Annotated in this window: 23 protein-coding genes; 11 read left to right on the top strand and 12 right to left on the bottom strand. The window is 54.6% G+C overall.

Features of this window, described 5'->3' with window-relative positions:
- The first annotated feature begins 90 nt into the window (after positions 1-90).
- Positions 91-1,794: a potassium/proton antiporter gene (locus ACAM29_RS10775; RefSeq protein WP_206839506.1), complete on the top strand. Its 1,704-nt coding sequence runs from the start codon at positions 91-93 to the stop codon at positions 1,792-1,794.
- A 76-nt stretch (positions 1,795-1,870) separates the two neighbouring features.
- Positions 1,871-3,433: a cation:proton antiporter gene (locus tag ACAM29_RS10770; RefSeq protein ID WP_369624112.1), complete on the top strand. Its 1,563-nt coding sequence runs from the start codon at positions 1,871-1,873 to the stop codon at positions 3,431-3,433.
- Positions 3,434-3,466: 33 nt separating this feature from the next.
- Here the strand turns inward: ACAM29_RS10770 and ACAM29_RS10765 are convergent, their stop codons facing one another.
- Genes ACAM29_RS10765 through ACAM29_RS10740 form a run of 6 tightly spaced genes read right to left on the bottom strand, consistent with a single transcriptional unit; the run spans position 3,467 to position 8,286 of the window.
- Positions 3,467-3,853: a CBS domain-containing protein gene (locus ACAM29_RS10765; RefSeq protein ID WP_091821521.1), complete on the bottom strand. Its 387-nt coding sequence runs from the start codon at positions 3,851-3,853 to the stop codon at positions 3,467-3,469.
- Positions 3,854-3,865: 12 nt separating this feature from the next.
- Entirely contained in the window at positions 3,866-4,219 is a 354-nt protein-coding gene (locus tag ACAM29_RS10760) for a transcriptional regulator (protein ID WP_091821519.1), read from the bottom strand.
- Positions 4,216-5,709 carry a DUF1538 domain-containing protein gene (locus tag ACAM29_RS10755; protein ID WP_369624111.1) on the bottom strand — a complete coding sequence of 498 codons (1,494 nt, stop codon included), beginning with the start codon at positions 5,707-5,709 and terminating at the stop codon, positions 4,216-4,218. The genes ACAM29_RS10760 and ACAM29_RS10755 overlap by 4 nt, the downstream gene beginning before the upstream one ends.
- Positions 5,710-5,712: 3 nt before the next feature.
- Positions 5,713-6,576 carry a potassium channel family protein gene (locus ACAM29_RS10750; RefSeq protein ID WP_369624110.1) on the bottom strand — a complete coding sequence of 288 codons (864 nt, stop codon included), beginning with the start codon at positions 6,574-6,576 and terminating at the stop codon, positions 5,713-5,715.
- Positions 6,577-6,604: 28 nt separating this feature from the next.
- Entirely contained in the window at positions 6,605-6,931 is a 327-nt protein-coding gene (locus tag ACAM29_RS10745) for a YqcC family protein (RefSeq protein ID WP_206839518.1), read from the bottom strand.
- A gap of 2 nt (positions 6,932-6,933) precedes the next feature.
- Complete coding sequence (locus ACAM29_RS10740) at positions 6,934-8,286, bottom strand: class II 3-deoxy-7-phosphoheptulonate synthase (RefSeq protein ID WP_369624109.1); 1,353 nt, start codon at positions 8,284-8,286, stop codon at positions 6,934-6,936.
- 213 nt (positions 8,287-8,499) lie between these two features.
- Between ACAM29_RS10740 and ACAM29_RS10735 the strand changes: the two genes are divergently transcribed.
- The 4 genes from ACAM29_RS10735 to secD all read left to right on the top strand — a co-directional run bounded on the left by ACAM29_RS10735 (position 8,500) and on the right by secD (position 12,387).
- Complete coding sequence (locus ACAM29_RS10735) at positions 8,500-8,889, top strand: MbcA/ParS/Xre antitoxin family protein (protein ID WP_242530095.1); 390 nt, start codon at positions 8,500-8,502, stop codon at positions 8,887-8,889.
- A 2-nt stretch (positions 8,890-8,891) separates the two neighbouring features.
- On the top strand, positions 8,892-9,563 hold the full coding sequence (locus ACAM29_RS10730) for an RES family NAD+ phosphorylase (protein WP_091821500.1): 672 nt from the start codon (positions 8,892-8,894) through the stop codon (positions 9,561-9,563).
- A gap of 99 nt (positions 9,564-9,662) precedes the next feature.
- Positions 9,663-10,043: a hypothetical protein gene (locus ACAM29_RS10725; protein ID WP_369624108.1), complete on the top strand. Its 381-nt coding sequence runs from the start codon at positions 9,663-9,665 to the stop codon at positions 10,041-10,043.
- Between the two features lie 76 nt (positions 10,044-10,119).
- Positions 10,120-12,387 carry a protein translocase subunit SecD gene (secD, locus tag ACAM29_RS10720; RefSeq protein ID WP_369624107.1) on the top strand — a complete coding sequence of 756 codons (2,268 nt, stop codon included), beginning with the start codon at positions 10,120-10,122 and terminating at the stop codon, positions 12,385-12,387.
- Between the two features lie 2 nt (positions 12,388-12,389).
- Here the strand turns inward: secD and ACAM29_RS10715 are convergent, their stop codons facing one another.
- The 3 genes from ACAM29_RS10715 to ACAM29_RS10705 form a co-directional block, all read right to left on the bottom strand.
- Positions 12,390-13,304, bottom strand: coding sequence for a LysR family transcriptional regulator (locus ACAM29_RS10715; RefSeq protein ID WP_091821490.1), 915 nt, complete (start codon positions 13,302-13,304; stop codon positions 12,390-12,392).
- 91 nt (positions 13,305-13,395) lie between these two features.
- Positions 13,396-14,307, bottom strand: coding sequence for an ornithine carbamoyltransferase (gene argF, locus ACAM29_RS10710; protein WP_091821486.1), 912 nt, complete (start codon positions 14,305-14,307; stop codon positions 13,396-13,398).
- Positions 14,308-14,370: 63 nt separating this feature from the next.
- A complete protein-coding gene (locus tag ACAM29_RS10705; RefSeq protein WP_206839536.1) occupies positions 14,371-15,570 on the bottom strand; it encodes an aspartate aminotransferase family protein in 1,200 nt (399 codons plus the stop codon).
- Positions 15,571-15,839: 269 nt separating this feature from the next.
- Here ACAM29_RS10705 and grxD point away from each other — a divergent pair, with 269 nt between their 5' ends.
- Entirely contained in the window at positions 15,840-16,175 is a 336-nt protein-coding gene (gene grxD / locus ACAM29_RS10700; RefSeq protein ID WP_091821479.1) for a Grx4 family monothiol glutaredoxin, read from the top strand.
- A gap of 231 nt (positions 16,176-16,406) precedes the next feature.
- Here the strand turns inward: grxD and ACAM29_RS10695 are convergent, their stop codons facing one another.
- Positions 16,407-18,743 carry a sulfatase-like hydrolase/transferase gene (locus ACAM29_RS10695; protein ID WP_369624106.1) on the bottom strand — a complete coding sequence of 779 codons (2,337 nt, stop codon included), beginning with the start codon at positions 18,741-18,743 and terminating at the stop codon, positions 16,407-16,409.
- Entirely contained in the window at positions 18,740-19,366 is a 627-nt protein-coding gene (gene rnt / locus ACAM29_RS10690; protein WP_369625140.1) for a ribonuclease T, read from the bottom strand. Before rnt ends, ACAM29_RS10695 begins: the two co-directional genes overlap by 4 nt.
- A 165-nt stretch (positions 19,367-19,531) precedes the next feature.
- Between rnt and ACAM29_RS10685 the strand changes: the two genes are divergently transcribed.
- The 3 genes from ACAM29_RS10685 (at position 19,532) to ACAM29_RS10675 (ending at position 23,479) form a co-directional block, all read left to right on the top strand.
- Positions 19,532-20,389, top strand: coding sequence for an OmpA family protein (locus ACAM29_RS10685; RefSeq protein WP_254774937.1), 858 nt, complete (start codon positions 19,532-19,534; stop codon positions 20,387-20,389).
- Positions 20,390-20,501: 112 nt separating this feature from the next.
- Entirely contained in the window at positions 20,502-21,728 is a 1,227-nt protein-coding gene (locus tag ACAM29_RS10680; RefSeq protein ID WP_206839550.1) for an argininosuccinate synthase, read from the top strand.
- A gap of 155 nt (positions 21,729-21,883) precedes the next feature.
- A complete protein-coding gene (locus ACAM29_RS10675) occupies positions 21,884-23,479 on the top strand; it encodes a hypothetical protein (RefSeq protein ID WP_369624105.1) in 1,596 nt (531 codons plus the stop codon).
- On the opposite strand, the gene ACAM29_RS10670 is transcribed toward ACAM29_RS10675, so the two are convergent.
- Positions 23,467-23,838: a hypothetical protein gene (locus tag ACAM29_RS10670; protein WP_091821461.1), complete on the bottom strand. Its 372-nt coding sequence runs from the start codon at positions 23,836-23,838 to the stop codon at positions 23,467-23,469. The genes ACAM29_RS10675 and ACAM29_RS10670 overlap by 13 nt on opposite strands.
- A 133-nt stretch (positions 23,839-23,971) precedes the next feature.
- Here ACAM29_RS10670 and ACAM29_RS10665 point away from each other — a divergent pair, with 133 nt between their 5' ends.
- Positions 23,972-26,092 (top strand): type I secretion system permease/ATPase, encoded by a 2,121-nt coding sequence (locus tag ACAM29_RS10665; RefSeq protein ID WP_369624104.1) that lies wholly within the window; start codon positions 23,972-23,974, stop codon positions 26,090-26,092.

The raw sequence follows: 26,092 nt of genomic DNA, 5'->3' as shown, positions 1-26,092 counted from the left end.
GGGAACAGAGCATGTTGCACCAGCCAGCGTTTGTTAAGTCACGCTTGTGATAAAATTCCGACTTAATATGGATAAAGGCTATTCCGTACGATGATCCTCACGCTTCTATTTGCCAGCGCGATGCTGCTGATCAGCATCCTACTGAGCCCGCTTTCCAACCGTATCGGCATGCCGGTACTGTTACTGTTTTTGGGTGTTGGGCTGCTGGCCGGTCAGACTCAGATGGGGCAAAACCTGTCGGCGGATGTGGAAAGCACGTTTTTTGTCGGCCACCTGGCGCTAGCGATCATTTTGCTGGATGGTGGCATGCGTACCCGTATCGAGACGTTCCGGGTCGGGCTACGGCCTGCTTTGGCGCTGGCGACCTTCGGGGTTGTTATCACGGCCGCCGTGACCGGTCTGGCAGCCTGGTGGATTCTCGAGTTGCCACTGCTGCATGCGTTGCTGATCGGCACCATCATCTCTTCAACCGATGCTGCCGCTGTATTTGCGTTGCTGCAGAATCACGGCCTGCGTCTGAACCAGCGTGTCAGTGCAACCCTTGAGATCGAGTCGGGCAGCAACGATCCGATGGCGATCTTCCTGACAATCATCCTGCTGGAACTGATTACGCGAGATACACCTCCCGGGGTGGCTGAAGCGGCGCTATTACTGGGCAAACAGCTGGCGCTGGGGGCGCTGGGTGGCCTGGCCGGCGGTTGGGCCATGGCGCGGCTGCTGCCGCGGCTGGATCTGCAGCCGGCCTTTTATCCGTTGCTGGTAACAGCCGCGGGTCTGACCGTTTTTTCCGTGGTTTACCTGCTCGATGGCAGTGGTTTTCTTGCCATTTACCTGATGGGGATTCTGATCGGCAACCGTGGGCTGCGCAAACTGGACGATATCCTGCAGGTGCATGATGGTCTGGCGTGGCTGGCCCAGCTGAGCCTGTTTTTGATGCTGGGACTGCTGTTGTCCCCTCATGATAAGCTTGCCTTTGTGCCGGAAGGCATTGCGTTGGGTGCCGTGCTGATCCTGCTGGCCAGGCCTCTATCGATCGCACTGACGCTCTGGCCGTTCGGCTTTCGCTGGCGTGAGCAGCTGTTCATCGCCTGGGTGGGTCTGCGTGGGGCCGTGCCAATTGTACTGGCGCTGTTTCCGTTAATGGCGGGTCTGGATAATGCGGCGCTGTTCCCCACCATCGCCTTTATTGTGGTGATCATGTCGCTGCTGCTGCAGGGGACAACGCTGGCACGGGTAGCACGCTGGTTGAAACTTGAACTGCCAGCCGAGCCTGAAGCGATGCGCCGCCTGAGTCTTGAGTGGTCCGTGGAACAGAATCATCGAGTTTGGGTATTTGAACTTGATGGTGAACACTGGACTCCGGCCAGAACCCTGCAAGGGGTTAAGCTGCCGGGCAATATTGTGATCAGTGCAGTGCTGCGCGGCAGGGAGCTTCTGCCCTGGACGTCTGAACTCAAACTGCAGTCTGGTGACCGGCTAGCGGTGATTGGTAATGATGAAGCGGAAAAACCACTGGCGCGTTTGTTCAGCTCTGTCGAATCAATCCCTGCGTTGAAGGAGCGCACTTTCTTCGGCGCCTTTGAGCTCAACGCCAACATCGAACTGGCGGCACTGGCACAGAACTTCGGTGTGGCTGTGCCCCCGGATCAGGCAGAGCAACAACTGTCTGAATATATTCGTGAACGCCTGCATACGGCTCCGGTAGTGGGCGACCGGGTGCCCCTGGGGGCCATTGAGCTGGTGGTCAAGGCGGTTGAGGCGGGTCAGGTTACGCGGGTGGGCCTGAAGTTCTGATCCTGATCGCTGACACCTTTGACCTGACATGGTTTAATGCCATCCCGCGCACAGAGTCACATAAGGAGAGTACCGCGTGATCGAAGCTGTCTGGATTATCTTTGCCTTTTCGTTGGGAATGGCGGTCAAGCTGGTGGGGTTGCCGCCGCTGATCGGTTATCTGGCGGCGGGCTTTGCCATCGTGGCCGCAGGTGATATTGCAGGTATTCCTGTTGAAGGCACCGATGTACTCGAACATCTGGCTCATCTGGGTGTTCTGCTGCTTCTGTTCACGGTGGGGTTGAAGCTCAAGGTACGCAATCTGGTGCGCCCTGAGGTGATTGGCGGAGGCGTGCTCCACTTTGTCATCTCTATCTTGCTTTTCATGCCTGGCATACATTTCTTTATGGAGCTGGACTGGTACACCTCTCTGATGCTGGGTATTGCTCTCTCCTTTTCCAGCACGGTACTGGCCGCCAAGGTGCTGGAGTCCAAGCGGGAACTGCGTGCCTTTCACGGCAGGGTCGCGATCGGAATTCTGATTGTGCAGGACCTTCTGGCACTGCTGGTGCTGGCGCTGGCCAGCGGCAAAACGCCTTCCATGTGGGCGCTGGTAGTGTTTGGCATACCGCTTCTGCGACCAATACTTTACAAGGTGCTTGATGTCAGCGGGCATGACGAACTGCTTGTGTTGCTGGGGCTGTTGCTGGCGCTGGTGATAGGTGGGCACGGCTTTGAAAGTATTGGCCTCAGCTCTGAGCTGGGTGCACTGGCGTTCGGTGCTCTACTGGCTAATCACAAGCGAGCAGGGGAGCTGTCTCAGTCGCTTTGGAGCATTAAGGAAGTATTTCTGGTGGGCTTCTTCCTGCAGATCGGTATGGGTGGTCTGCCGGATATGGATGCGATTGTGTTCGCGGTGGTAATGGGTGTGCTGCTGCCGCTGAAAGGGATTCTGTTCTTCTTCCTGCTGCTGATGTTCAAACTGCGGGCACGCAGTGCCTTCCTGTCGGGCTTGAGCCTGACCAATTACAGTGAGTTCGGCCTTATTGTGGCCAGTATTGTGCTGCCGCAGTGGCTGATCCCGCTGGCAATTGCGGTGTCGGTGTCATTCCTGATATCCGCACCGCTGTACCGTATGGCGCACCCCTTGTACGATCGTTTCGGTGACTGGCTGGCGCGTTTCGAGCGCAAGGGCTTTCATCCAGACGAGCAGCCGCTGTCGCTGGGTGATGCGCGCATACTGGTGATTGGTATGGGGCGTACAGGCACGGCAGCCTATGATCACCTTAAAAAACGCAATATTGCTATGGTAGGCTTGGACTCAGACCCGGCCAAAGTGGCCGAGCACCAGCATAGAGGCCGTCATGTGGTGTTCGCTGATGCCGAGGATATTCAACTCTGGAAGAACCTTGAAGCGCCTGAGCTGGAGTATGTGATATTGGCAGCCAATGATGTGGAGGCCAAGGTCATAGCGGCACGTCAGTTGCGACAGTCTGGTTTCGAAGGCGTGATTGTGGCGCACAGCATGTTTGCTGACCACGCTGATGCAATCACGCGCGCAGGCGCTGACCACACCTACCAGACCATGGCTGAAACCGGTGTAGGTCTGGCCGAACATATTTTCAGTGTGGGTGAACGCAAGCAGCAGGAAGTGATGTAACGAAAGATTGAGCCCGGGTATTGTCAGCCGGGCTCAATCAATTTCCTGCAGCAGGGTTTCTACCATGTCATCCATGGTCACCAGTCCGATAAGATCGTTGTCTTCGACGACCAGAATACGCTTGATTCTGTGCTGCGACATCAACTCGGCCACATGTCGAACAGCCAGACTCTTGCCAACGCTCAAGGCAGGTTTCACGCACACATCATAGACGTTGAGCAAATCAATATCGCCGCTTTCCGCGATCACGGTTTTCACAATATTGGTATAGGTGATCAGACCATACGCGTCGTAGTCATGGTTCTTGTCCACAACCAGAGACTTCAGATCCCGGCGTTTCATCATGCTGAGGGCTTCGCGCAGTGTTGCGAAGGGCGAAATCATCACGACATCGCGGACCATTACATCTTGTACCAGCATGGTAATCTCCTGTCAGAGTGAATCTTTTAGATGTTGTTCAAACTTCTGGATTTGTGCCATATCCATTCCGCGCAAGTGCTCAAGCGGGAGGCTGAATACCAGTCCCTTTGAGTTACAGGCGTCATCGGCATGAAGGATGGCATCAAACGCCTTCAGTATTTCCAGGGAAAGTTGACGTTCAAGCACCATAAGCAATACGGACTGATTGCCATCGTAGGCAAAGCCGAAAAAGGTCTTGCGAGTTTCGTTGCTTATACCGCGTCCCTGAATAATGGTAATCCCTCCAGCGCCCAGCTCTCGGGCCCTGTCGACACACTGTTGCTCCATATCTTCAGGCACAATACCGACTACGGCTGTGAATTTCATACGGACTCCTGTTTGACTCTACGGTTGGCCCAATCAGCCCAGATGGCATAAAGCATGACGGTTACAATCGGAAAGATTGAGGCAAAGGCGATCAGGCCAAAACCATCAATCAATACGTTACGACCATCAATCTGACTGGCAAGACCTATTCCCAGTGCGGTTACCAGTGGGACGGTCACTTCTGACGTTGTAACTCCACCCAAGTCGTAGGCCAGTGCTACGATGTAGCGCGGAGCGATAAGTGTAAGGCCAATCACCAGAATGTAACTGCCAATAATGTAATAGTGGAGAGGGTCTCCATGGACCAGTCGCCACACACCCAACGTGATGCCCACAGCGACACCCAATGCCACCAGCAGGCGAATGGCGGCAGCGTTGATTTGGCCAACTGCCGCTTCTTCGGCCTGCTTGCCCACAGCCAGCAGTGCTGGTTCCGCCATGGTGGTGGCAAAACCGATCATGAAGGCAAAGAGGTAGATCAACAGATAACCCTCACGGGCTATCAGCTGTTCTGCCATGCTGGTGCCGATCGGGAACAGCCCCAGTTTCAGGCCGATCACAAAAGCGTACAGGCCGACAATTACCAGTATAAAACCCAATATGACCTGGCGAGGGTTGACCAGAGGGCGTCGTAGAATCAGGTATTGAAAAAACAGAATCGTGATAATGATTGGTAGTACATCGCGCACCATCGTGGCGAGATCCAGCAGGCCTTTTAGTACTGGATGTACGCTGTTGCCGTTCCCCTCGTTTGATGATGTCAGCAGTTCGGTATTGGGGGCAGGCTGTGAGTATACCCATGCCCCGTAAAGCTGTACGCTGATCATCGGTACCATAACGGCCATGGCCACCAGCCCAAAACCATCCTTGAGCGGGCTGCGACCACGGATAGAGGATGCGAGGCCAATGCCAAGAGCGGCAATCAGAGGGACAGTGACTACATTGGTTGTTACACCGCCGGAATCGTAGGCAAGGCCAACAATCTCTTCCGGTGCGAAGAAGGTGACAACGACCACTACAATATAACCAACGATCATGTAGTGATGGATGGGGTGGCCGAAAATGATTCGGAACACCCCTAATGCGGTAACGGCACCCACTGAGGCGGCAACCAGTAATCTCAACGTAAGAGCATCAATGCGCCCATTGCTGATCTGCTGTGCCTGATCGGCAACTGCAATCAGTGCAGGTTCCGCGACCACAGCGGAAAAGCCCAGACAGAAGCCGAATCCCAGCAGTATCGGTAAAGACCCCTGACGGGCAAACTGGTTGGAAAGGCTTTTGCCGACCGGAAAAATACCCAGTTCCAGTCCCTGTAGAAAGAGCGCCACCCCAACGGCAACAATCAGCAAGCCCCCAGCCATGGCGAGGCTGTTTTCTGGGACTTGCTGTAGAATAACCAGCTGAAACAGCAGTACAACTGCAACGATGGGTAGCAGGTTTTTCAACGCGTGGAGAAAGCTGTGACCAAGTTCACTCAGGTAATTCACAGGCTAGTCTCCTCGAGTTGTTTTTCCTTGTTCTGATGTGACATCAACGGGTCGGTTTTGTGCCGACTCAAGTAGAACCAGGGCGCGCTCAAGCTTTGCTTCAATGCGTTCCAATCTGTTTTCCAGGTGGTGGATGCGTTCCAGATTCTGCTGTTCCTTGATGGCGATCTCGCCTTCATCCTTTTCGATGAAGAATACTGAAAAACTGGCCGTCAGCAGTGAGAACATGCAGATCCCGATCAGAATCAGTATCGCACCAAACAGTCTGCCCTCGTTTGTGGCGGGTACGATATCACCATAGCCTACGGTGGTAATTGTGACCCAGGCCCACCAGATACCATCCCAGGGGGTATCGAATGCAGGATCAAGAGTGGATATCACCAGGCCTGAAATGATCAGAAATATGAAGCAGATCAGCAGTGTCGTGCCGAGATTGTGCCGCGCCAGAATGGAGCGTAGATCGCGTGACACCTTGAACAGAATGCCAACTACAACCATCAGGCGCAGCATGCGGATGGCACCGGCATAGAAAGAGTGGGCGCCCCATATGGCAGGCAGGCCGCCGACAATGATAACCAAAGTCATCCAGTTCTGGCGCAGATATCGTCCCCGGTCCTGTACGACCAGCAACATGATTGTAAGCTCGGCCACAAATCCGAGCCAAATCAGCCAGTCTGTAAACAGGTTTGAACGCTCAGTGCCCAGGTTCTGGGAGCGCATGTACCAATCTACCATGATCCAGAGAGCAAGAAACAGCATGGGCCATTCAAGCCGTTTGCCCCAGCGTTTGGCCCTGGGGCTTTCGGAGGGGTCTACACCACCAAAGCCGATGCGGAACAGAAAGTTGTCATGTTTCTCGTAAGCCATGAATTGCGGTCCATGTTTGGGTGTCGGCTCAGTGCAGCGTGCAGAGGGTCTTGTCCAACTGCTCGATCAGCTCGAGCAGTTGGTCTGTGTCTGCCTGTATCTGCTTGAACACCTCTTCCGCCATGGGATGGATTTGACTGCTGTGAGGCAGCGAAACCTCCTGGCGGATCATCTCCTGCAGCCGGGGTATCAGCAGCCACTGCAGCCACTCGGTGAAGTGCAGGGTGTCAACACAGAAGGGCTGGGTGCTGGCCAGCGCCTGCGCACTGGGAGGGCTGGACTGCCAAAGTTCCAGTTCCTCCATCTCGGTTCTGATCTTGAGCAACAGGACGGATACCTGTTCAGTACGTTGCATGTTTACTCCTTGCGTGCGGCCTTGAGTGTATCGGCGATCAGGAATGCCAGTTCCAGTGACTGATCGGCATTGAGGCGCGGATCACACTGGGTATGATAGCGATCGGCCAGTCCCTCTTCGGTGATCTGATAAGCGCCGCCGATGCATTCGGTAACATCGTTGCCGGTCATCTCGAAGTGAACGCCGCCGGCATGGGTGCCTTCGGCATTGTGCACTTCGAAGAAGCCCTTCATCTCGGTCAGAATCGAATTTACGCTACGGGTCTTGTAGCCACTGGAGGCCTTGATGGTATTACCGTGCATTGGGTCGGAGCTCCACACCACGTGGTGACCACTGGCCTTCACTGCGCGCACAAGCGGTGGCAAAAGCTCAGTGATCTTGTTGGCGCCCATGCGCGCAATCAGGGTGATGCGGCCCGGAATCTGGCTAGGGTTGAGAGTGTCCAGCAGGCGCAGCAGATCGTCCGGCTGCGTGCTCGGTCCGACCTTGATGCCGACCGGGTTGCGCACGCCTCGCAGGAACTCCACATGAGCATGATCCGGCTGACGGGTACGGTCACCGATCCAAAGCATATGTGCAGAGCAGTCATACCAGTCGCCGGTCAGGCTGTCCTGACGTGTCAGGGCTTCCTCGTAGCCCAGCAGCAGCGCCTCATGCGAGGTGTACAGGCTGGTTTCCTTCAGCTGCGGGGTATTGGCCGAGCTGATGCCGCAGGCTTCGATGAACGCCATGGTCTGGTCGATCTGGTCGGCCAGATGTTGAAATTTCTCACTCTGTGGGCTTTGCTGCACGAAGCCCTGCGTCCACTGATGCACCCGGTGCAGGTCGGCAAAACCACCGGTTGCGAATGCCCGCAGCAGGTTCAGTGTGGCCGCCGACTGGTGGTAGGCGGACAGCAGGCGCTGCGGATCGGGAGTACGGGCTTCGGCGGTGAATTCGATGCCGTTGATGATATCGCCACGATAGCTGGGCAGTTCAATACCGTTGATGGTTTCGGTATCGGCCGAGCGAGGCTTGGCAAACTGACCGGCCATGCGACCGATCTTGACCACCGGGCAACTGCCGGCAAAGGTCATGACGACCGACATCTGCAGCAGCACCTTGAAGGTATCGCGAATTTTGTTGGCGTTGAATTCGGTAAAGCTTTCGGCACAGTCCCCGCCTTGTAGCAGGAACGCCTTGCCTTCGGCCACCTGAGCCAGGTCCTGAGTCAGAGAGCGGATCTCCCCGGCAAACACCAGCGGCGGATATTCGCTCAGCGTGCGCTCGACCTGATACAGGGCTGCTTGATCAGGGTAGGTCGGGTGCTGCTTGATCGGTTTGCTGCGCCAGCTTTCGGGTGTCCAGGGTTCCATTTACTCTCTCACTGAAAATCGATTAAACAAGAACTTCGATCTTACCACAATGCAGGCACGGCGCATCTTGGCAAGTGCTTGCCAGGCAACCCGTTTCGGTCAGTTGTTCAGAAGGGCATGAGTGGGTCTGATTGTCCCTATAGGGACTAAAATTGATATTTGTATATGTGTAGACTATATTGGGCTTAATGCAAATGGCTTGAGGTGTTCATTGTGTTGGCTAAATCAGGACATGCCGCGAAAACGGATGAGCGACGCAGATCCGAGGTCGCACTCAAGACGTTCTTTCGTATTACGGAAGGTTGGGGGCTCGGTAATCAGGAACAGCAGGTATTGTTGGGAAGTCCGCCACGCAGTACTTTTTATAAGTGGAAAAAAGGCGAAGGCCCAGCTATCAGCGGGGATACACTGGAGCGCATCTCCTATATTTTGGGCATCTACAAGGCGTTGCGCATATTGTTTCCCACCGAGGAACAGGCCAACGCTTGGCCACGCAAGGCAAACCGGGAGTTTGATGGCGAGTCGGCCATCTCCGTGATGCTCAAGGGCAGGGTGATCAATCTGGCTGATGTCAGGCGTTACCTTGATGCAGTGCGAGGCTGACCATGCAGCAGCTGATGCCTGAATGGGAGCGAGCGCATCGACTGGTGCCCAGCCACTTTCCGCCAATCAATCTGTTCGAAAGCGTTGCTGATCCCGAGGATTTGGACATAATCTTCGAGATCGAGGGACTCACCAATGATCGCCTGATGGATGATGTGGGGGACCTGAGACGAGTGCCTGCTTCGGAACGAATATCCGGTTCCGGTTCGACCCCAGTGATGGCGGCATTCACTCACGTTGGATATGCCAGCCGGTTTACCGACGGGCGCGATGGTGTTTACTACGCCGGAAATTCCTTGGATGTGGCAATCGCCGAAACGCGGTATCACCGTGAGCGTTTTTTGTCCGCGACTCAAGAGCCCGATACGGAAATCACCATGCGTGAATACATCAGCATGATTCAGCTGCCGCTGTTGGATATTCGCGGTGATCAGTACGTGGCACTTCACCATCCTACGGATTACTCGGCTGCTCAGCGGTTTGCACATGATCAGCGCAAGGCGGGAGTCAAGGGACTGTTGTATTCCAGTGTGCGCTGTGCCGGTGGGGAGTGTGCTGCGCTATTCACTCCGAGGGCGACCTCGATCCCCATACAGGGAGGCCACTATCGATACGTGTGGAGCGGTGCTGCGCAACGAATTGTATCGGTTCTGTCGGTCAGCCTGGTCAAGTAACGGTCGATTTGCTGCAATGCTGTGAGCAGCTGATCGCTGTGGATTGACGTTGATACAGTGTCAGGTTCATACTCGAACTTCTAATCAGGAGTATTCCGGTTGTCCCACGTCTCCGGTGCTGTCGCACCTCTTCCCGCCTTGAATCAGCGTTACAGCCTGTCTGTCATGTTGATGCTGCTGGCCGCCCTGCTGCTGGGGTTCGGTATGCTCAACGCTGGGGTGAAGCAGAATGGTTACGTGGGCACCTCCGATGCCAGAGTGGCGTTGATTCAGCCGAGCAGCCTGTTGGCGACGGACGAACAACAGTCACTGACGCCGTTAGACAGCGGTGACGAACCACAATGGCTGCTGGCACTGTTGTCTGGTCTGGTACTGCTGCTCGTTGCCCATCAGATTATTCCGACCCCGGTATCATCGCCTGCCGCCAAAGCCTGGACGGCGGTCAGTCTGCCTCCCCTGCGTGCCCCACCCGTCCGCTGATCTCTCAGTATTCGCCGCTTAACGGCGGTTCAGTTCTGTTTGTTTGATCAGTTGTTGATGAGATCCGGGGATCATAATGAAAGTATTCTCCTGGCGGACCCTTGCCTGTGGTCTGCTGATTCTGTGTGGCCTGCTCAGCGCCGCACCCAATATTCTGCCGCCCAGTGCCAGCCAATCACTGCCGCAGTGGTACACCGATAACACCCTGTCATTGGGGCTTGACCTGCAGGGCGGCTCACATCTGCTGTTACAGGCCGATCTGAGCGAAGTACCCGATCAGGCGCAGTTGCGTCAGGATGTGATGGCTGCGAGTTTGGAGGTGGTGCGTCGGCGCCTGAACGAAACCGGGCTGGTGGAGCCCTTGGTGGCGCGCCAGGGGGATGATGCCATTCTGGTGCAGATGCCCGGAGTAGCTGATCCGCGCGAGGTGCGCGAACTGCTGGGCACGACCGCCAAAATGACCTTTCACTGGGTGCTGATGGGTGGAGAAGCGGTGGCGGAGATGACACTGCCGACTGTCGAGGGTGATCAGTACTATCGACTGGATAAGGCGGTGGCGTTGGAGGGCAAGCATATCCGTGATGCTCAGTTGGCCTTCAATCCGCAAACCGGTGCTGCCGTGGTCAACTTTACGCTCGACACCGACGGGGGGCGTGAGTTTGCCCGCATGACCGCCGATAACATCGGCCGCCCGCTGGCAATCGTGCTGGATGGTCGGGTGCTGACGGCACCGGTGATCCGCAGCGTGATCGCTGGTGGCAGTGGCGAGATCAGCGGCGACTTTACCCCGCAGGAGGCCGGAAAGCTGGCGCTGCTGCTCAGAGCCGGGGCGTTGCCGGTGCCCCTTGAGGTTGTCGAGGAGCGCTCGGTTGGTCCTGATCTGGGGCGTGACGCCATCAGCATGGGCCTGACAACCGGCCTGATCGGCTTCGTGCTGGTGGTGGCGTTCATGCTGGTGGTCTATCGTGGCCGGGGGCTTATCGCCTGTCTGGGGTTGGCCGTTAACCTGGTGCTGATGCTGGGAGTGCTCAGCCTGTTTCGGGCGACACTGACGCTGCCTGGCATTGCCGGAATCATCCTGACACTGGGGATGGCGGTGGATGCCAATATTCTGATCAACGAGCGTATCCGGGAGGAGAGTCGGCGCGGGCGCAGTGCAGCCATGGCCGTTAAGGACGGTTTTGCCCGGGCCTATGCCACTATTCTGGATTCCAATTTCACCACCCTGATTGCTGTCAGCCTTTTGTTTTTGATGGGCAGCGGGCCGGTGAAGGGGTTTGCCATCACCATCGGTATCGGCCTTGTCACCTCACTGTTTACCGCCATTACGCTGACGCGGCTGCTGACCGAGTGGCAGATTCGGGGTCGTGAGCGTCAACCGATCCGTTGGGGTGGCTCGGGCTGGCTGGACCGACTCAGTGCCCGAGTACCTAATGTGATGAAAGGGCGTGTAGTGGGCCTGATCGCCTCGGCAGTACTGTCATTGGCGGCGGTTACGCTGTACCTGCAGTCGGGTTTGAAATATGGCATCGACTTTACTGGCGGCACGCTGGTTGAAGTATCGGCATCGGGACTGGCGGCAGAATCGCTGCGATCGGTATTGCCGCAGCAGGCCAGTCTGCAGGAGATGGGAGTGGATGGGCACTATCTGGTACGCCTGCCGGTAGCGGCAGAACCGGCAATCACAGCCGAGCAGATGGAACAGCTAAAGCAGACCATACAGGAGCAGAGCCCGGCTGCCAGCTTCCCCAGAACCGAACTGGTGGGGCCCAAAGTCAGTGGTGACTTCAGTGATCTGAGCATCCTGGCCGTATTGCTGGCAGGCAGTGGTGTGCTGGCCTATCTTTGGTGGCGGTTTGAGTCGCACTTTGCGCTGGCGGCAACCCTGACCATTGCGTTGGATCTGACCAAAACGATCGGCTTTTTCGTATTGGCGGGGGTAGAGTTCAATCTGACAGCGGTGGCCGCTCTGTTGGCGCTGATCGGCTATTCGGTCAATGACAAAGTGGTGGTATTTGACCGTGTGCGTGAAAGTCTGCGTGCTACACCGGACAAACCGTTGCTGACGCTGCTCAATGAGAGCATTGCTGCCACGCTGACGCGTACGGTGTATACATCCGTTACGACATTGCTGGCGTTGTTGCCAATGGCGTTGGCTGGTGGCACTGCCGTGGCCAGCTTCGCACAGCCGATGCTGTTTGGGGTGGTGGTAGGCACCAGTTCATCGGTGTTCATCGCTGCACCCTTGTTGTATTGGCTGGCGCAGCGTCGTGCGTGCCGTGGCGAAGCACAGCTGCGCCTGACCACAGAGGAAATCCGCCGGGAGTTGGCGCAGATGCCTTAAGCTCAGGCCGAGCGGATGCCGTTCAGGTTGCGGAAAGTGACATCGCGGGCGGTGCTCAGGAAGTCGACCATAAAGTCGGCGTCTTTCTGGTCCTCCCGCATGGCGGCATAGAGCGTGCACCAAAGCCCCTTTTCGCCCAGTGGGCGGGCAGCAATGTACTCCCGCTCCAGATACTCATGCGCCGCCCAGTTGGGCAGGGCAGCCACGCCGCGGCCGCTGGCGACCAACTGCATGATCATCACGGTCAGCTCGGCGGTACGAATCTCGGCGGGCTCCACATCCGCAGGGTCGAGAAAGCGCGAGAAAACATCGAGTCGATCCTGTTCAACCGGGTAGGTGATCAGGGTTTCCTGGGCCAGGTCCTGAGGTTGTATGTGGCGTCTTGCTACCAGTCGGTGCTGCCGGCCCATGACGAGTACGGACTCATAGCTGAACAGGGGAACATAGTGAATCCCGCTGCGCTCTTCCGGATCGGAGGTGATCACCAGATCCAGATCACCCCGTGCAAGTGCCGGCAATGGTTGAAAACTGAAACCGGTAGACAGATCGAGCTCCACCTCAGGCCAGTGTTGGCGGAAATAGTCTATGGTCGGCATCAGCCAGTCAAAGCAGCTGTGACATTCTATACAGATGTTAAGGCGTCCGGTTTCACCGCCAGCAAGGCGCATGACGTCACGCTCAGTGCTGCGAACCATCGGCAGCAGTTCGTCAGCCAGTGTCAGCAAGCGCTGGCCTGCGCTGGTAAAGCAGATCGGTCGGGTCTTGCGGATAAACAGTGAGCAGTTGAGACGCTCCTCCAGGTCCTTGATCTGATGAGAGAGTGCAGACTGGGTCAGGTGTATCCGTTCGGCAGCCTCGACCAGACTGCCGGCATCGCGCAGCGCGGTCAGTGTTTTAAGATGACGTATCTCGATCATGCCCGGTTCCCGTAATCAGAATCACAGCCAGTATAGTATCGAATGTGGGAGTCTGGCGAGGTAAGGACAGCCCTGTCGGGCTGCCGGAGGATCACTTGTGGTTGACCAGCAGAAACTCGAGCAGCGCCTTTTGGGCGTGAAGGCGGTTTTCGGCTTCTTCAAACACCACTGAGCGCGGGTCATCGAGCATGTCTTCACTGACCTCTTCGCCGCGGTGGGCGGGCAGGCAGTGCATGAACAGGGCGTCAGGTGAAGCCAGGTCCATCAGCGCTGGGCTGACCTGGTAACCACGGAACTCGCGTACACGCTCACGCTGTTCCGCTTCTTGTCCCATGGATGCCCAAACATCAGTTACGACAAGGTGAGCGCCTTTGACAGCCAACTCTGGGCTTTCAAACACGCTCACCCGGTCACTGTTGCGGGCGACCAGATCCGCGTTGGGGGCAAACTCTTCCGGGCAGGCAATGTTCAGGTGGAAATCGAATTGGCGCGCTGCGTTGATATAGGAGTTGCACATGTTGTTGCCATCGCCGACCCAGGCTACGGTTTTTCCCTTGATGGAGCCGCGCTGTTCGATGAAGGTCTGCATGTCGGCCAGCAGCTGGCAAGGGTGGTATTCGTCCGTCAGGGCGTTGATAACCGGGACGCGTGAATAACGCGCGAAGGTTTCAACCAGTTCGTGGCTGAACGTGCGTATCATCACTACATCGACCATGCTGGAGATGACGCGCGCGCTGTCTTCCACTGGCTCGCCACGACCCAGTTGGGTATCCCGGGGTGACAGAAACATGGCGTGACCGCCGAACTGGGCCATACCGGCCTCGAAGGAAACGCGTGTGCGGGTGGATGCCTTCTCGAAGATCATCGCCATGACCTTGTTTTTCAAAGGCTCGTAGGTTTCACCGGCATTGCGCATCTGCTTGAGGATGATGGCCCGCTGCACGATCTGCTGCAGCTCTTCTGGCGTCATGTCGAGCAGGGTCAGAAAATGTCGTGTACTCATAGGTCAGTTGTCAGTCGGCGGCCGAAGCCGCCGGCTCCTGAGGTCAGTTAAAGGGGGTCTTGCTCATTCTGCGCTGTCGCGCTCTTCACCTGTATATACCTTGATCAGCTGCGATACAGTGCTGACCAGAAGGTCAGCTTCGCTGTCACTCATGATCAGAGGGGGCAGCAGGCGCACGACCTTGCCTCCACCGGTCACATTCAGCAGTATGCCTTTTACCTTGGCCAGTACGACCAATTCAGAACCGGCCTCTGTCAATTCGATGCCGATCATCAGGCCCTTGTTGCGTATCTCTTTTACGTACTGGCTGTGGCCAAGCTGTGCACGGAAGCCGTTAGCAATGCGCTCACCCAGTTCAGTAGCACGGGCACAGAGGTTGTCCTGTTCAATGGTATCGACCACGGCGATTCCGGTAGCGCAGGCCAGCGGGTTGCCACCATAGGTGGTGCCGTGCGTACCGGGCGTTAGAACATCGGCTGCGATGCCCTGTGCCAGACAAACGCCGATCGGGAAGCCGTTACCCAGGCCCTTGGCAGTGGTCACTACATCGGGCAGGATGCCGTTCTGCTGGAAGCAGAAATAGGTTCCGGTACGACCATTGCCGGTTTGAACTTCGTCCAGCATCAGCAGCCACTGGTGTTGATCACATATGTCGCGCAGCTGGTTCAGGTAGTCAGGTGCCGGAATGTGAATGCCGCCTTCGCCCTGCACGGGCTCAACCAGCACCGCCACTACGTTGGGGTTGTTGCGGGCAACCTGGCGCACCGCCTCAACATCATCGTAGGGAACACGTACAAAACCGCTTACCAGTGGTTCAAAGCCTTGCTGGGTGGCGCGGTTGCCGGTGGCGCTCAGAGTGGCCAGCGTACGTCCGTGGAAGGACTGATCCATTACAATGATGGCCGGGTTGTCGATGCCGCGGTTGTGACCGTAACGACGAGCCAGCTTGATGGCGGCCTCGTTGGCTTCAGCGCCTGAATTGGCAAAAAACGCGTTTTCCATACCGGAGATACGGGTCAGCTTGGCGCCCAGTTCAGTCTGCTGTGGAATGGTATAAATATTGGAACAGTGAATCAGCTTTGCAGCCTGTTCACTGATCGCGCGGGTGATGGCCGGATGTGCGTGGCCAAGCCCCGTGACTGCAATGCCGCTAAGGGCGTCCAGGTACTTGTTACCGTCAGTATCGTAAAGCCAGGCACCCTCGCCGTGATCGAAGGCAACTGAGAGCCGGTTGAATACATTCATCAGTGGCTGCGTGGCCATGGGGGACTCTCCCTACAACGCAAAAAGGCAGCCAGAGCTGCCGAAAAAACGACCATTCTATGAGTAGCTACCGCGTTTGGCAATTTAATCCTGCTGCCACAAGGTAACAAAATGGTCTCCAACGACTGAAAAAGTATGGTCTTTCCTCGATAAACAGTAAACAGATTTCCGCCGGGTTGTGATGGCTAAGTTGAGTGATTTGGTGGGTTATATGGTAGACTGTTGCTCACTGGCACAGTCCGACAAGTGTTAACCAAAGGTGTTTTTAAATGAGTGTAGTCGACACAATCAAAGAACAGATCGAAAACAATGCCATCCTGCTGTACATGAAAGGTACGCCGAGGTTCCCGCAGTGTGGTTTTTCTTCGCGTGCGGTTGAAGCCATCATGTCCTGCGGTGAGCGCTTTGCCTTCGTTAATATCCTCGAAAATCAGGATATCCGTGCCGAGCTGCCCAAGTATGCCAACTGGCCAACATTTCCGCAGTTGTGGATCAACGGTGAGCTGGTTGGGGGTTGTGACATCATTTGCGAAATGGCTGAAAGTGGCGAGCTGAAAGAGATGATTCAGGCGGCGGCCAAGGATGCCGGTGAGGCTGAGGCCTAAGGCAAGTAGTTGTATACAGCAACGCATTATCGAAGCATGACTGATGCTGTATAGAGAGCTGGGCCAGTCCTTCAACCATCGATGGCAATTCAGTTGATCAGTTGAAGATCAACTGGAAAGTAAATGGCTGCGGTGAGTGTGTGAACGGGCTGGTCCCTCGAGTCTTCTTCCAGCTCCACGATTTTGATGCCTGGATGTCTCTCAAACCGGTGTTAAACGAAGAAATAATAGTCAATTAATTCGGATGACTAAGCTTTCATTTGGGCTTCCCAGGAACTCTTGTTGAGTTCGATTCTTGTCAATAATCGCAATATATGGCACGCGAAACTCCAGTGTTCGCCATGCCTCGAGGTTGGTTGACTCCAAAGCAGGGCGCATGTCTTCTTTGTCTCTGCACCAGGCGCTGTCATGGGCGATAATTGCAAATACTTGGAACGACTCGCGGTTAATTATGTTCTGGAATGAGTCTACGAGTGGTGCCTGGTGTCGGTAAGGCTCACACGTATCCTGGTGTTGAAGTACCACGGCGCTTTGATCGTCCCCAAGCCCAATCAAGGTTAGTCCTCTACTGAGCTCCATGTCGCTTGTGGCAGTCTCTATGCGTGAGTTGCCGGAAGGCGAACTGGAGGAAATCAGGGTGAAAGATGAGTTTATGGATGATTTATAATCGATGACATCTGCTGTCCCGTAGCGATCAAGAAGCAACAATTGTTGCCGCTGCTCGGCGTACAGTTTACCGGCACCCTGAACCTTATAGGCCAATAGTTCTTCTTCCAATTGGTACTTGGAAAAATGTATTTTCTCTCTGAGTGCTAAGCGTTTGAAGGGCTTGTCTGCACCTAGTGCACCATAGGACATGCAAAATAAGGTATCGCTCAGAGGGGAGTCGGGGTTGATACTTTTTTTCCCGGGGCAATGGTCCACCAAAATAAAAAGCTGTTCCGGTGCCAGGTCGGAAACCTGATAAGACAAAGATGGGTCTTCTATTGATGGGAAGCGGACTTCTCTGACATGCAGGTCTGCGTTGAGAAGTATCAGTGCCGGGAAATCAAGCACCCGCTGTCCCAAAAAAAGCTTCTGAGAGTTTGGCTGTACAGTAATGCCTGCTTCTAATTGTGGAAATGACCATAGGGATTTAAAAAAATTCCTGTAGCTTGTAAGTGTGTCATCTAGAGATGCGTGTGCTTCGGTAAGTGTAGGTGTATTTTTTTCCAGTAATGAGCGCCCCATTCCCAGAACCCGGATTGGACTGCCAAGCAATTGTAGAATTGTTGGTCCAGTATCCAGCGTAGATCCTGGTTTACTGATCTGATCACCAGAGTGGTTTGGGGCAAACATCATGAGCAAGTTACGACGGGGGGATTGGTTTAAGAGTCCAGAAGCAGTGTTTTGCATTGCCAAATGATCGGATGCTACAACGATAATGGTGTTGTCTGCTGCCTTGCTTGAAAGTAGTCGGCGTATAAATGATGAAGCCAAACGGTCTGCGCAATGAACAGCATTCAGCATCGGATTTTTTCCATCGGCATACTGTACCTCCTTGCATGTGCTTGACTGGAGGCCTGATGGATGATGTGTGTCAAGAGTAAGCATAAATAAACCAAAAGGTTGGTTTTTGGTGCTTAACTCCTCAAAGCGTTGATATGCCAAATCGTAAAGTGTGTCATCGAAAAGGCCCCAGGATGATGTGTATAAGGGGTCTTTGAGTGTGTGATGTAACTCCTGTAATCCTTCAATACGCTGAAAATTATGAGTTTTATAAAAGCGCCCTTTACCAGCAAAATTTAGATGCGCACCGCCAAGGTAGTTTAATTCATAATTATGTTTGGATAGTAAGTCACCCAGGCAATTTGCTCTTGGGAGAAACTGATCCATACTGCCCATTGCATTGCCATTTGCGGGTGTTATTAAAGGTACACCGCACTGTGAAGCTGTAATTCCTGCAATTGTCCAGCCGGTACCGTATGCCTGTCGTATATCTGTGAAGCTTATGGCTTGCTGTTCAAGGGCACTCAGTTCTGGAAGCAGGTTCGGAAAAATTCTTTCATTAAAATAGGTACGCTCAAGGGACTCTAAATAAATGAAAACCAAATTCTTTGGATTTTCGGGTAAGGAAGCTTTCTTTATGTCTATATAATCAGAGGGTGTGCCGCTCTGGTTTGAGTAAAAAGCTCTTCCAATGTCCAAAAGTGTAGGATTTGTGGCTAAAGCTGCAATGAAGACTGCTATGCTGGTTGAGTAGCGTATGGGCTTTATGTGGTTTTTATTATAGCTTTTCCGATAGAGAAGGGTGCTCGTTAATAAAATGGATAGGAGATATGCTGTACTGAGCGCTATTAGGTAAGAGAATTCTTTAAGGCCGGCGCCTTCCATGTCAGTGTTTAAGTGATAAAGGACCGATTCGTTGACTCCTGATCCGGTTAAATGATCAGCAACAAAATAGAAACCAAGTAAAAAAAGTTGAAAAAAGCACAGTAATGCCAATATCACTCGCATGGGGATGGTGCGAATTGATTTGAAGCTTAAAGCTATTGCGGTCAGAGAGAGTAAAGTGGACAAGAGGGTCATTGGTAGCCTCTAGTGGCTAGAACCATGTCCCAGCCGCCCATGTCTTTCCAGGTGTTGACAATGGCGCAGAACAGCTCTGCGGTCTTGACGGTGTCATATAGCGCTGAGTGCGCCTGTTTGCCGTCAAAGTCGATGCCGGCCACGTTGCAGGCCTTTGCCAAAACGGTCTGGCCGTAGGCCAGTCCTGCCAGTGAGACGGTATCGAAGGTGGAAAACGGGTGAAAAGGGTTGCGCTTGATACCGGCTCGATCAGCTGCGTTGGTAACAAACCCGTGGTCGAACGATGCATTGTGGCCTACAAGAACGGCCCGCTTGCATCCGTGTGACTTGATCGATTTTCGGATCGGCTTGAAAATTTGCTCAAGTGCCTCCTCTTCAGGCAGGGCATTACGCTCCGGGTCGTGAGGGTCGATTCCGGTAAAGTCCAGAGCGGACTGCTCCAGATTGGCACCCGGAAATGGATGTACGTTCGCATCGTAGCTCTGATCGATCATCAGGTAGCCGTTCTCATCCATCGTAAGCGTGACGGCCGCGATTTCCAGCAGAGCATCGGTACGCGGGTTGAAGCCGGCGGTTTCGACGTCAATAACGACCGGCAGAAAGCCGCGAAAACGATCTGCCATTGGATGAGGGGCTGAATTGCGTTGAGTCAACGAAAGTCCTTATTGCAGCAGGTGATTGGCCGCAGGCATTCTAACAGTCTGGGTAGTGGCGTCAAAATGAGAGTTAAAGTGCCTGCGGCTGGTGCCGATACTTGAATGCTGACCTGATTGTCGGGAGAGACCGAATTGAAATATCCCAGTATGGCCCTGCTATTGCTCCTGTTGCTGCCGGGATGGGCGCAGGCCGTTGTGTTTCGGGCATCAATCGATCAGTCTGTGTGGGAGATGGAAACTTCGCGTTTTTTTTGTCGCTTGAGCCAGTCTGTACCTGCGTTCGGCCGAGCCGTGTTCGAGCATGAGGCGGGTGAACCGTTGCGTTTCAGGCTGCAGCCCACGCAAACCTTTCAGCTAAGCGGGTCTGCCATGCTGGTGGCGCAGGCATCGCCCTGGCAGCCGGGGGAGGCTCCGTTCAACATCGCGGAAGTGGAAGTGGATCAGCAATCGGGTGTGCTCGAGTTGGACAGTGAGGCGGCCAGTCAGATGCTGGTTGCGCTGCATCGTGGCATGACCCCAACCTTTTCCAGTGAGCGCTGGTATCAGAGTGATGAGCCGGTTCAGATTGGTATTTCGGCAGCCAATTTCAAATCAGCCTATGATGATTATTTGGGCTGTCTTGATACGTTGCTGCCGGTAAATTATCGTCAGGTGGCACGTACGGCGTTGCTGTTCCCTTCTGCTGCTTGGCAGTTGTCCGATGCAACGCGTGAGCGGCTCGACTTGATTGCCCTTTATATCAAGACCGATGACAGTGTGCATTCAGTGTATGTGGATGGCCACTCAGACAATTACGGTCGGCGCCTGTTGAACCGTGATCTGTCCAAGCGCAGGGCCGAGGAGGTGACGCGTTATCTGGTCAGTCAAGGAGTGTCGGAAGATATGATCACCACTCGCTATCACGGTGAACGCTATCCGGTCGTGCCCAACAATACGGCAGAAAATCGGGCACGGAACCGGCGTGTGGCGATCCGGCTTGAGCGCGAATAGAGGCTGTTCAGCGCCTTTGTGCTTTCTGGTATGATACTCGCCTTTGTGCCGAGTGATTTGTTTCCGTGTGCCGGTCGTGGTGACCGGCACACTCAGTTTCTGGAGCAGCAACATGTCCGATATAAAAAAGGTCGTACTGGCGTATTCGGGTGGGCTTGATACCTCCGTCATCGTGCGCTGGTTGCAGGATACCTATAACTGCGAAGTGGTGACCTTTACTGCCGATCTGGGGCAGGGTGAAGAGGTAGAGCCTGCACGTGCAAAAGCCGAAGCGCTGGGCGTGAAAGAAATCTACATTGAAGACCTGCGTGAAGAGTTTGTGCGTGACTTCGTATTCCCGATGTTTCGTGCCAATGCCATCTACGAAGGTGAATACCTGCTCGGTACGTCGATTGCGCGTCCGTTGATCGCCAAGCGGTTGATTGAAATTGCCAATGAGACCGGTGCTGATGCGATCTCCCATGGCGCTACTGGCAAGGGTAACGACCAGGTGCGTTTTGAGCTGGGTGCATATGCGCTGAAGCCGGGCGTGAAAGTGATTGCACCCTGGCGCGAGTGGGATCTGACGTCCCGTGAAACGCTGATGGCGTACTGCGAAGAGCGTAACATTCCGGTGGACTTCAGCAAGAACAAGAAGAAGTCGCCTTACTCCATGGATGCCAACCTGCTGCATATTTCCTACGAAGGCGGCATTCTGGAAGATCCCTGGGCTGAAGCCGAGGAAGATATGTGGCGCTGGAGCGTCAGCCCCGAGCAGGCACCGGATGAGCCGACCTACCTGGTACTGACCTACCGCAATGGCGACATCGTGGCTATCGATGGCAAAGAGATGAGCCCGGCAACTGTACTGGAATATCTGAACAAGGTGGGTGGTGCCAACGGTGTTGGCCGTCTCGACATCGTTGAAAACCGCTTTGTCGGTATGAAGTCCCGTGGCTGCTACGAGACGCCGGGGGGCACCATCATGATGAAGGCTCACCGTGCCATCGAGTCGATCACTCTGGACCGCGAAGCAGCCCACCTGAAAGACGAACTGATGCCGCGTTACGCCGAGATCATCTACAACGGCTTCTGGTGGTCGGAAGAGCGCAAGATGATGCAGCAAATGATCGACTACAGTCAGCGCAACGTGAACGGCGAGGTGCGTATCAAGCTGTACAAAGGCAGTGTAAGCGCTGTCGGCCGTCGCTCTGAAGATAGTCTGTTTGATGAAAGTATTGCGACCTTTGAAGATGATGCCGGTTCCTACAATCAGAAAGACGCCGAAGGCTTCATCAAGCTGAACGCGTTGCGCATGCGCATTGCAGCCAGTAAGGGGCGCAACCTGCTTGAAGACTGATTTCCTGTTGAAGGAAATCTATAGGGGGCGATGCCGGCACATGTCGGCATCGCCCCTTTGTTTTTGTGCTGTGCTAAAGCCCTGTGTGGAAAAGGGTTTTGCCTGCAGTCAGACCCTCATGCTATTTTTTCGGTAGTCTTGGTTGCTGTAGGCCTATGGATACTCTTTTTTCAGGCAAAAAGGTGCTGATCCTCGATAAGCAGCTGGAAGACCTCCGGACGTTGCGTGATCTGCTCACCGGCCTGGGGTTCGGGCACATCGAGGTCGCGTCGTCCGTCAATATGGCGCTGTCGATTCTGCGTGAGCAGAATGTCGATATCTGCTTTATGTCCTATGATCTGGGCAAAGGTGAAAAAAGTGGCCTGCAGGTGATGCATGAGGCTCAGGCTGAAGGCATTCGTCATTACGGAACCGGTTTCGTGCTGGTGGCCGCCCCTGAAACATCCGAGCTTTTATTTGGCTCTCTCGAGTACTCCCCTGATCTTTGCATCAACAAGCCTTATAACGGTGTCCAGTTACGCCAGGTCCTTGAGAAGCTAGTGCGTTTGAAGCAGTCGCTCAAGCCCTTGTCTGAGCTGATGGATCAGCAGAAATGGCTTGAGGCGCTGATGCTTTGTGATCAAAAGATTCGAGAATTTCCGGCGCTTAAGATATTTCTGCTGCGCTTCAAGGGGATTATTCTACTGAGGCTGGAACGTTACCCGGAAGCGCGGACGCTGTTTGAGCGCATGCTTGAAGCACGTGATCAGCACTGGATGCGAGTGGGGGCAGGCGTTGCAGCGTACCGTGAAGGGCGTTTCAATCTGGCCTATGACTGTCTTAGTACGGTGATTAATCAGCAGCAGGTTAGCGTGGATGCGTTCAATTGGTTGGCGCGATTGCATCGTTTGCGTGGAGATCTTAGTCAATCGATGACATTGCTGCGCAAGTCTGTCTTGCTTCAACCCTCAGTCGCGGCACTGCAAGGGGAGCTTGGCAATGTGGCAGCCCGGTTGCAGGACTGGCGCTTGGCAACTGATTCCTTTCGTGCAGCCATTCGCTTTGGTCGCTATTCGGCCTTTCAATTGCCGGACTATTATTTTGCTCTGGCGCGTTCGCTCAGCGACCGTGTCGAAGGGCAGCAGGGAGGGCTGGCTGCTGAGTCCGAGGCTGAAGCGATTCAAGTGCTGGAGCAGGTCATTTCCGACTTCGATCAGGATCGGGTGGCACTTTTCAAATCTCGCCTTCTGTTATCAGATGTTTTGCGCCGTAGCGGAGATGTGCCGAGGGCGGAGCAGGCAGCAAGGTCGGCACTGGATCTTTTTCTGGCACTGCCGCTGGATGATCAGGCGCAGTGGATTGATCAGCTTAGCGACGGGTTGGAGCTGTCGGAAGCCTCACGCAGTGTGGCAGTGTTGCGTCAGGAGTTGACCCGTAAAATGGTCAATATTGACTGGGCCAGAGCTAATCTCAAGGGCATGATGCACTTTCGCAAGGCCGAGCTCGCGCAGGCCTGTGACGCGTTTGCCTTTGCTTTGCAGGTGCAGCCTGATAACCCCAGTATTGGCTTGAATCTGGTACAAACTGAGCTGGAATTGATCAAGCGAGGTCTATCGCCGGATTTGCTGGCATCAATCCGATGCTGTGATGATGTGCTCTATGGAATCCAGTATGCGGCGCTCAGCGCCCGCCAACAGCAGCGTCATGCGGCGCTGGCTGAACGACTGGCTGCCCAGGTGCAACTACTGTCACAGCAGGATCAGAATAACTGATCCTCATCCTTGAGAAACATCTCTGAATCCATATCGTCACTGTCGGCTGCTACATATTCATCAGGGTGGACGATGGAGCGTGCGACCTTACGACTGAGCAGCTTGCGCTGGGCTGCGTCTGGCAGGTCAGTGAAGCGTATTACCTGACGGTCGATAAGGGTGTCGATCAAGTCTTCCAGGATGCGGATGGTAGATAGATCCGAATCTTCCAGAAACTCGTTGGCAGTAAAAGCAGAAGAATCCAGAGACAGGAAGCGTAATACCTCTGGATTGGCGGCATCCACTGCTTGGGAGTCAGGGATCTGACGATCGGTCAGGGCGGTGATATTGCCCGCTTCGTCTCTGAGTGCGTAGAGCATTACAATAAACCTGATCTAAGCTAAGTACAGGTTCGAGTGTAGCTCTAGAACTCTCGGCTGTAACCTGTATTTGGGGTTTATATCGATTAAAACAAGTGTTAGAGTTTTGTTTTTACACTGTCTGGAGTAATGCATGGATGTAAGACAGGACCCGTTGCTGGAGTGCCTGGTGCTGTTGACACAGCAAAGCCAGCGTCCATTTTCCGCTCAGGTACTGGTTGAGGGGTTGCCGCTGGTTGATGGGCGCCTTACCCCCAAGCTTTTCCTGCGTGCAGCTGCACGTGCAGGGTTTGCCGCCAAAGTGGCCCAACGACCTTTGCAGAAGCTTTCCAGATTGCTGCTGCCTGCTGTTCTGCTGTTGAAGGATGAGCAGTCATGCATACTGCAAAAAATTGATTTCGAAAAAGGTGAGGCCGAGATTCAGCAACCTGAAAGTGGTGGCATCGTCAGTGTCGGCCTGGATGAGCTTGAATCCCTCTATACCGGTTTTGTCATTTTCCTGCGCGCCGAATACAGCTTTGGTGAAACCACAACACGTGAACTGGATGATCGTGGGGGTCACTGGTTCTGGAGTACGATTTGGCGTTCGGCGCGTATCTACCGGGATGTGCTGCTCGCGTCTCTGCTGATCAATCTCTTTGTGCTCGCCAACCCTCTGTTCGTAATGAATGTCTACGACAGAGTGGTACCCAATCATGCGGTTGAAACCCTTTGGGTGCTCGCGATTGGTGTGCTGGTGGTGTACCTGTTCGATTTCGGCCTGAAAATGCTGAGGGCCTATTTTATTGAAGTGGCCGGAAAGAAATCAGATGTGCTGTTGTCGGCACGGTTGTTTGAAAAGGTGATGGGGGTACGTTACGACGCCATGCCGGCCTCGGTGGGTGCTTTTGCCAGTAATCTGCGCGAGTTTGAGAGCATTCGCAACTTTCTAAGCTCAACCACTAACACGGTATTGATCGACATTCCCTTTATGCTGCTGTTCCTGCTGGTGATCAGTTGGATTGGTGGCCCGTTGGTGGTGGTGCCGGCAATGGCGATCCCGATCATTCTGGTCTATGCGCTGCTGGTCAAGCCTCGGCTGCGTCGCTCCATTGAGCACACCTTTACCGCATCAGCGCAGAAAAACGGCACGTTGGTGGAGTCCTTGACGGCCATGGAAACCCTCAAGACTCAGCGAGCGGCCAGTCCGATGCAGGGGCGTTGGGAAAGTGCTGTGGGCTACATCGCTAACTGGGGACTCAAGTCGCGTATGCTGTCCTCATCAGTGGTGAATGTGGCCGGGTTTGTGCAGCAGTTGGCATCAGTACTGTTGGTGATCGGTGGTGTTTACATGATCATGGAGCAGACCCTGTCCATGGGTGGTTTGATCGCCTGTGTCATCCTGAGTGGCCGAGCCATAGCTCCGTTGGCACAGATTGCCAGCCTGATCGCGCACTATGAACAGTCGCTCAAGGCACTGAAAACCCTCGACGAGATTATGGCACTGCCCGATGAGCATGAGGCAGGGCGACGCTATATCCACAGACCGGAGCTGAAGGGGGGAGTCGAATTCAAGGATGTTGCCTTCACCTACCCCTCGACCGAATATGGTGCTTTGCATGGGGTTTCGTTCCGCTTGCAGCCGGGTGAAAAGGTGGGATTGATCGGACGCATCGGTTCGGGCAAGAGTACCATTCAGAAGTTGCTGCTGGGGCTCTACCGACCTGCCGAAGGCGCAATCTCGATTGACGGCATCGATCTTAACCAGATAGACCCTACCGATCTGCGTCGTTCGGTGGGCTACGTGCCTCAGGATGTGATGCTCTTTGCCGGTACTGTACGCGATAACATCACTATTGGCCTGCCTCATGCGACCGACACACAGATCCTGACGGCTGCACGTCTGGCCGGAGTGGAAAGTTTCGTGAATCAGCACCCTTTGGGCTTCGATATGCCGGTGGGTGAGCGTGGCAGCCGTCTGTCGGGTGGTCAGCGTCAGGCGGTGGCACTGGCAAGGGCGCTACTGCATGATCCTGCCATTCTGGTATTGGATGAGCCGAGTAATTCCATGGATAACGCCTCCGAAGAGACCATGAGACGCCAGCTCAAGGGCTACCTGAAAAACAAGACTCTGGTTATGGTGACTCACAAAATGTCGCTGCTGGATCTTGCTGACCGTCTTATCGTCGTCGACGGTGGTCGGATTTTGGCGGATGGTCCCAAGGACAGTGTCCTCGAAGCCTTGAAACAGGGTCGTTTGCAGGTGAGGAAGTAA

It is taken from the genome of Marinobacterium sp. BA1 (assembly GCF_041155135.1).
GTDB lineage: Bacteria > Pseudomonadota > Gammaproteobacteria > Pseudomonadales > Balneatricaceae > Marinobacterium > Marinobacterium iners.
Note: the sequence above shows the minus strand (reverse complement) of the source record. Positions and strands in the feature narration are given on the sequence as shown.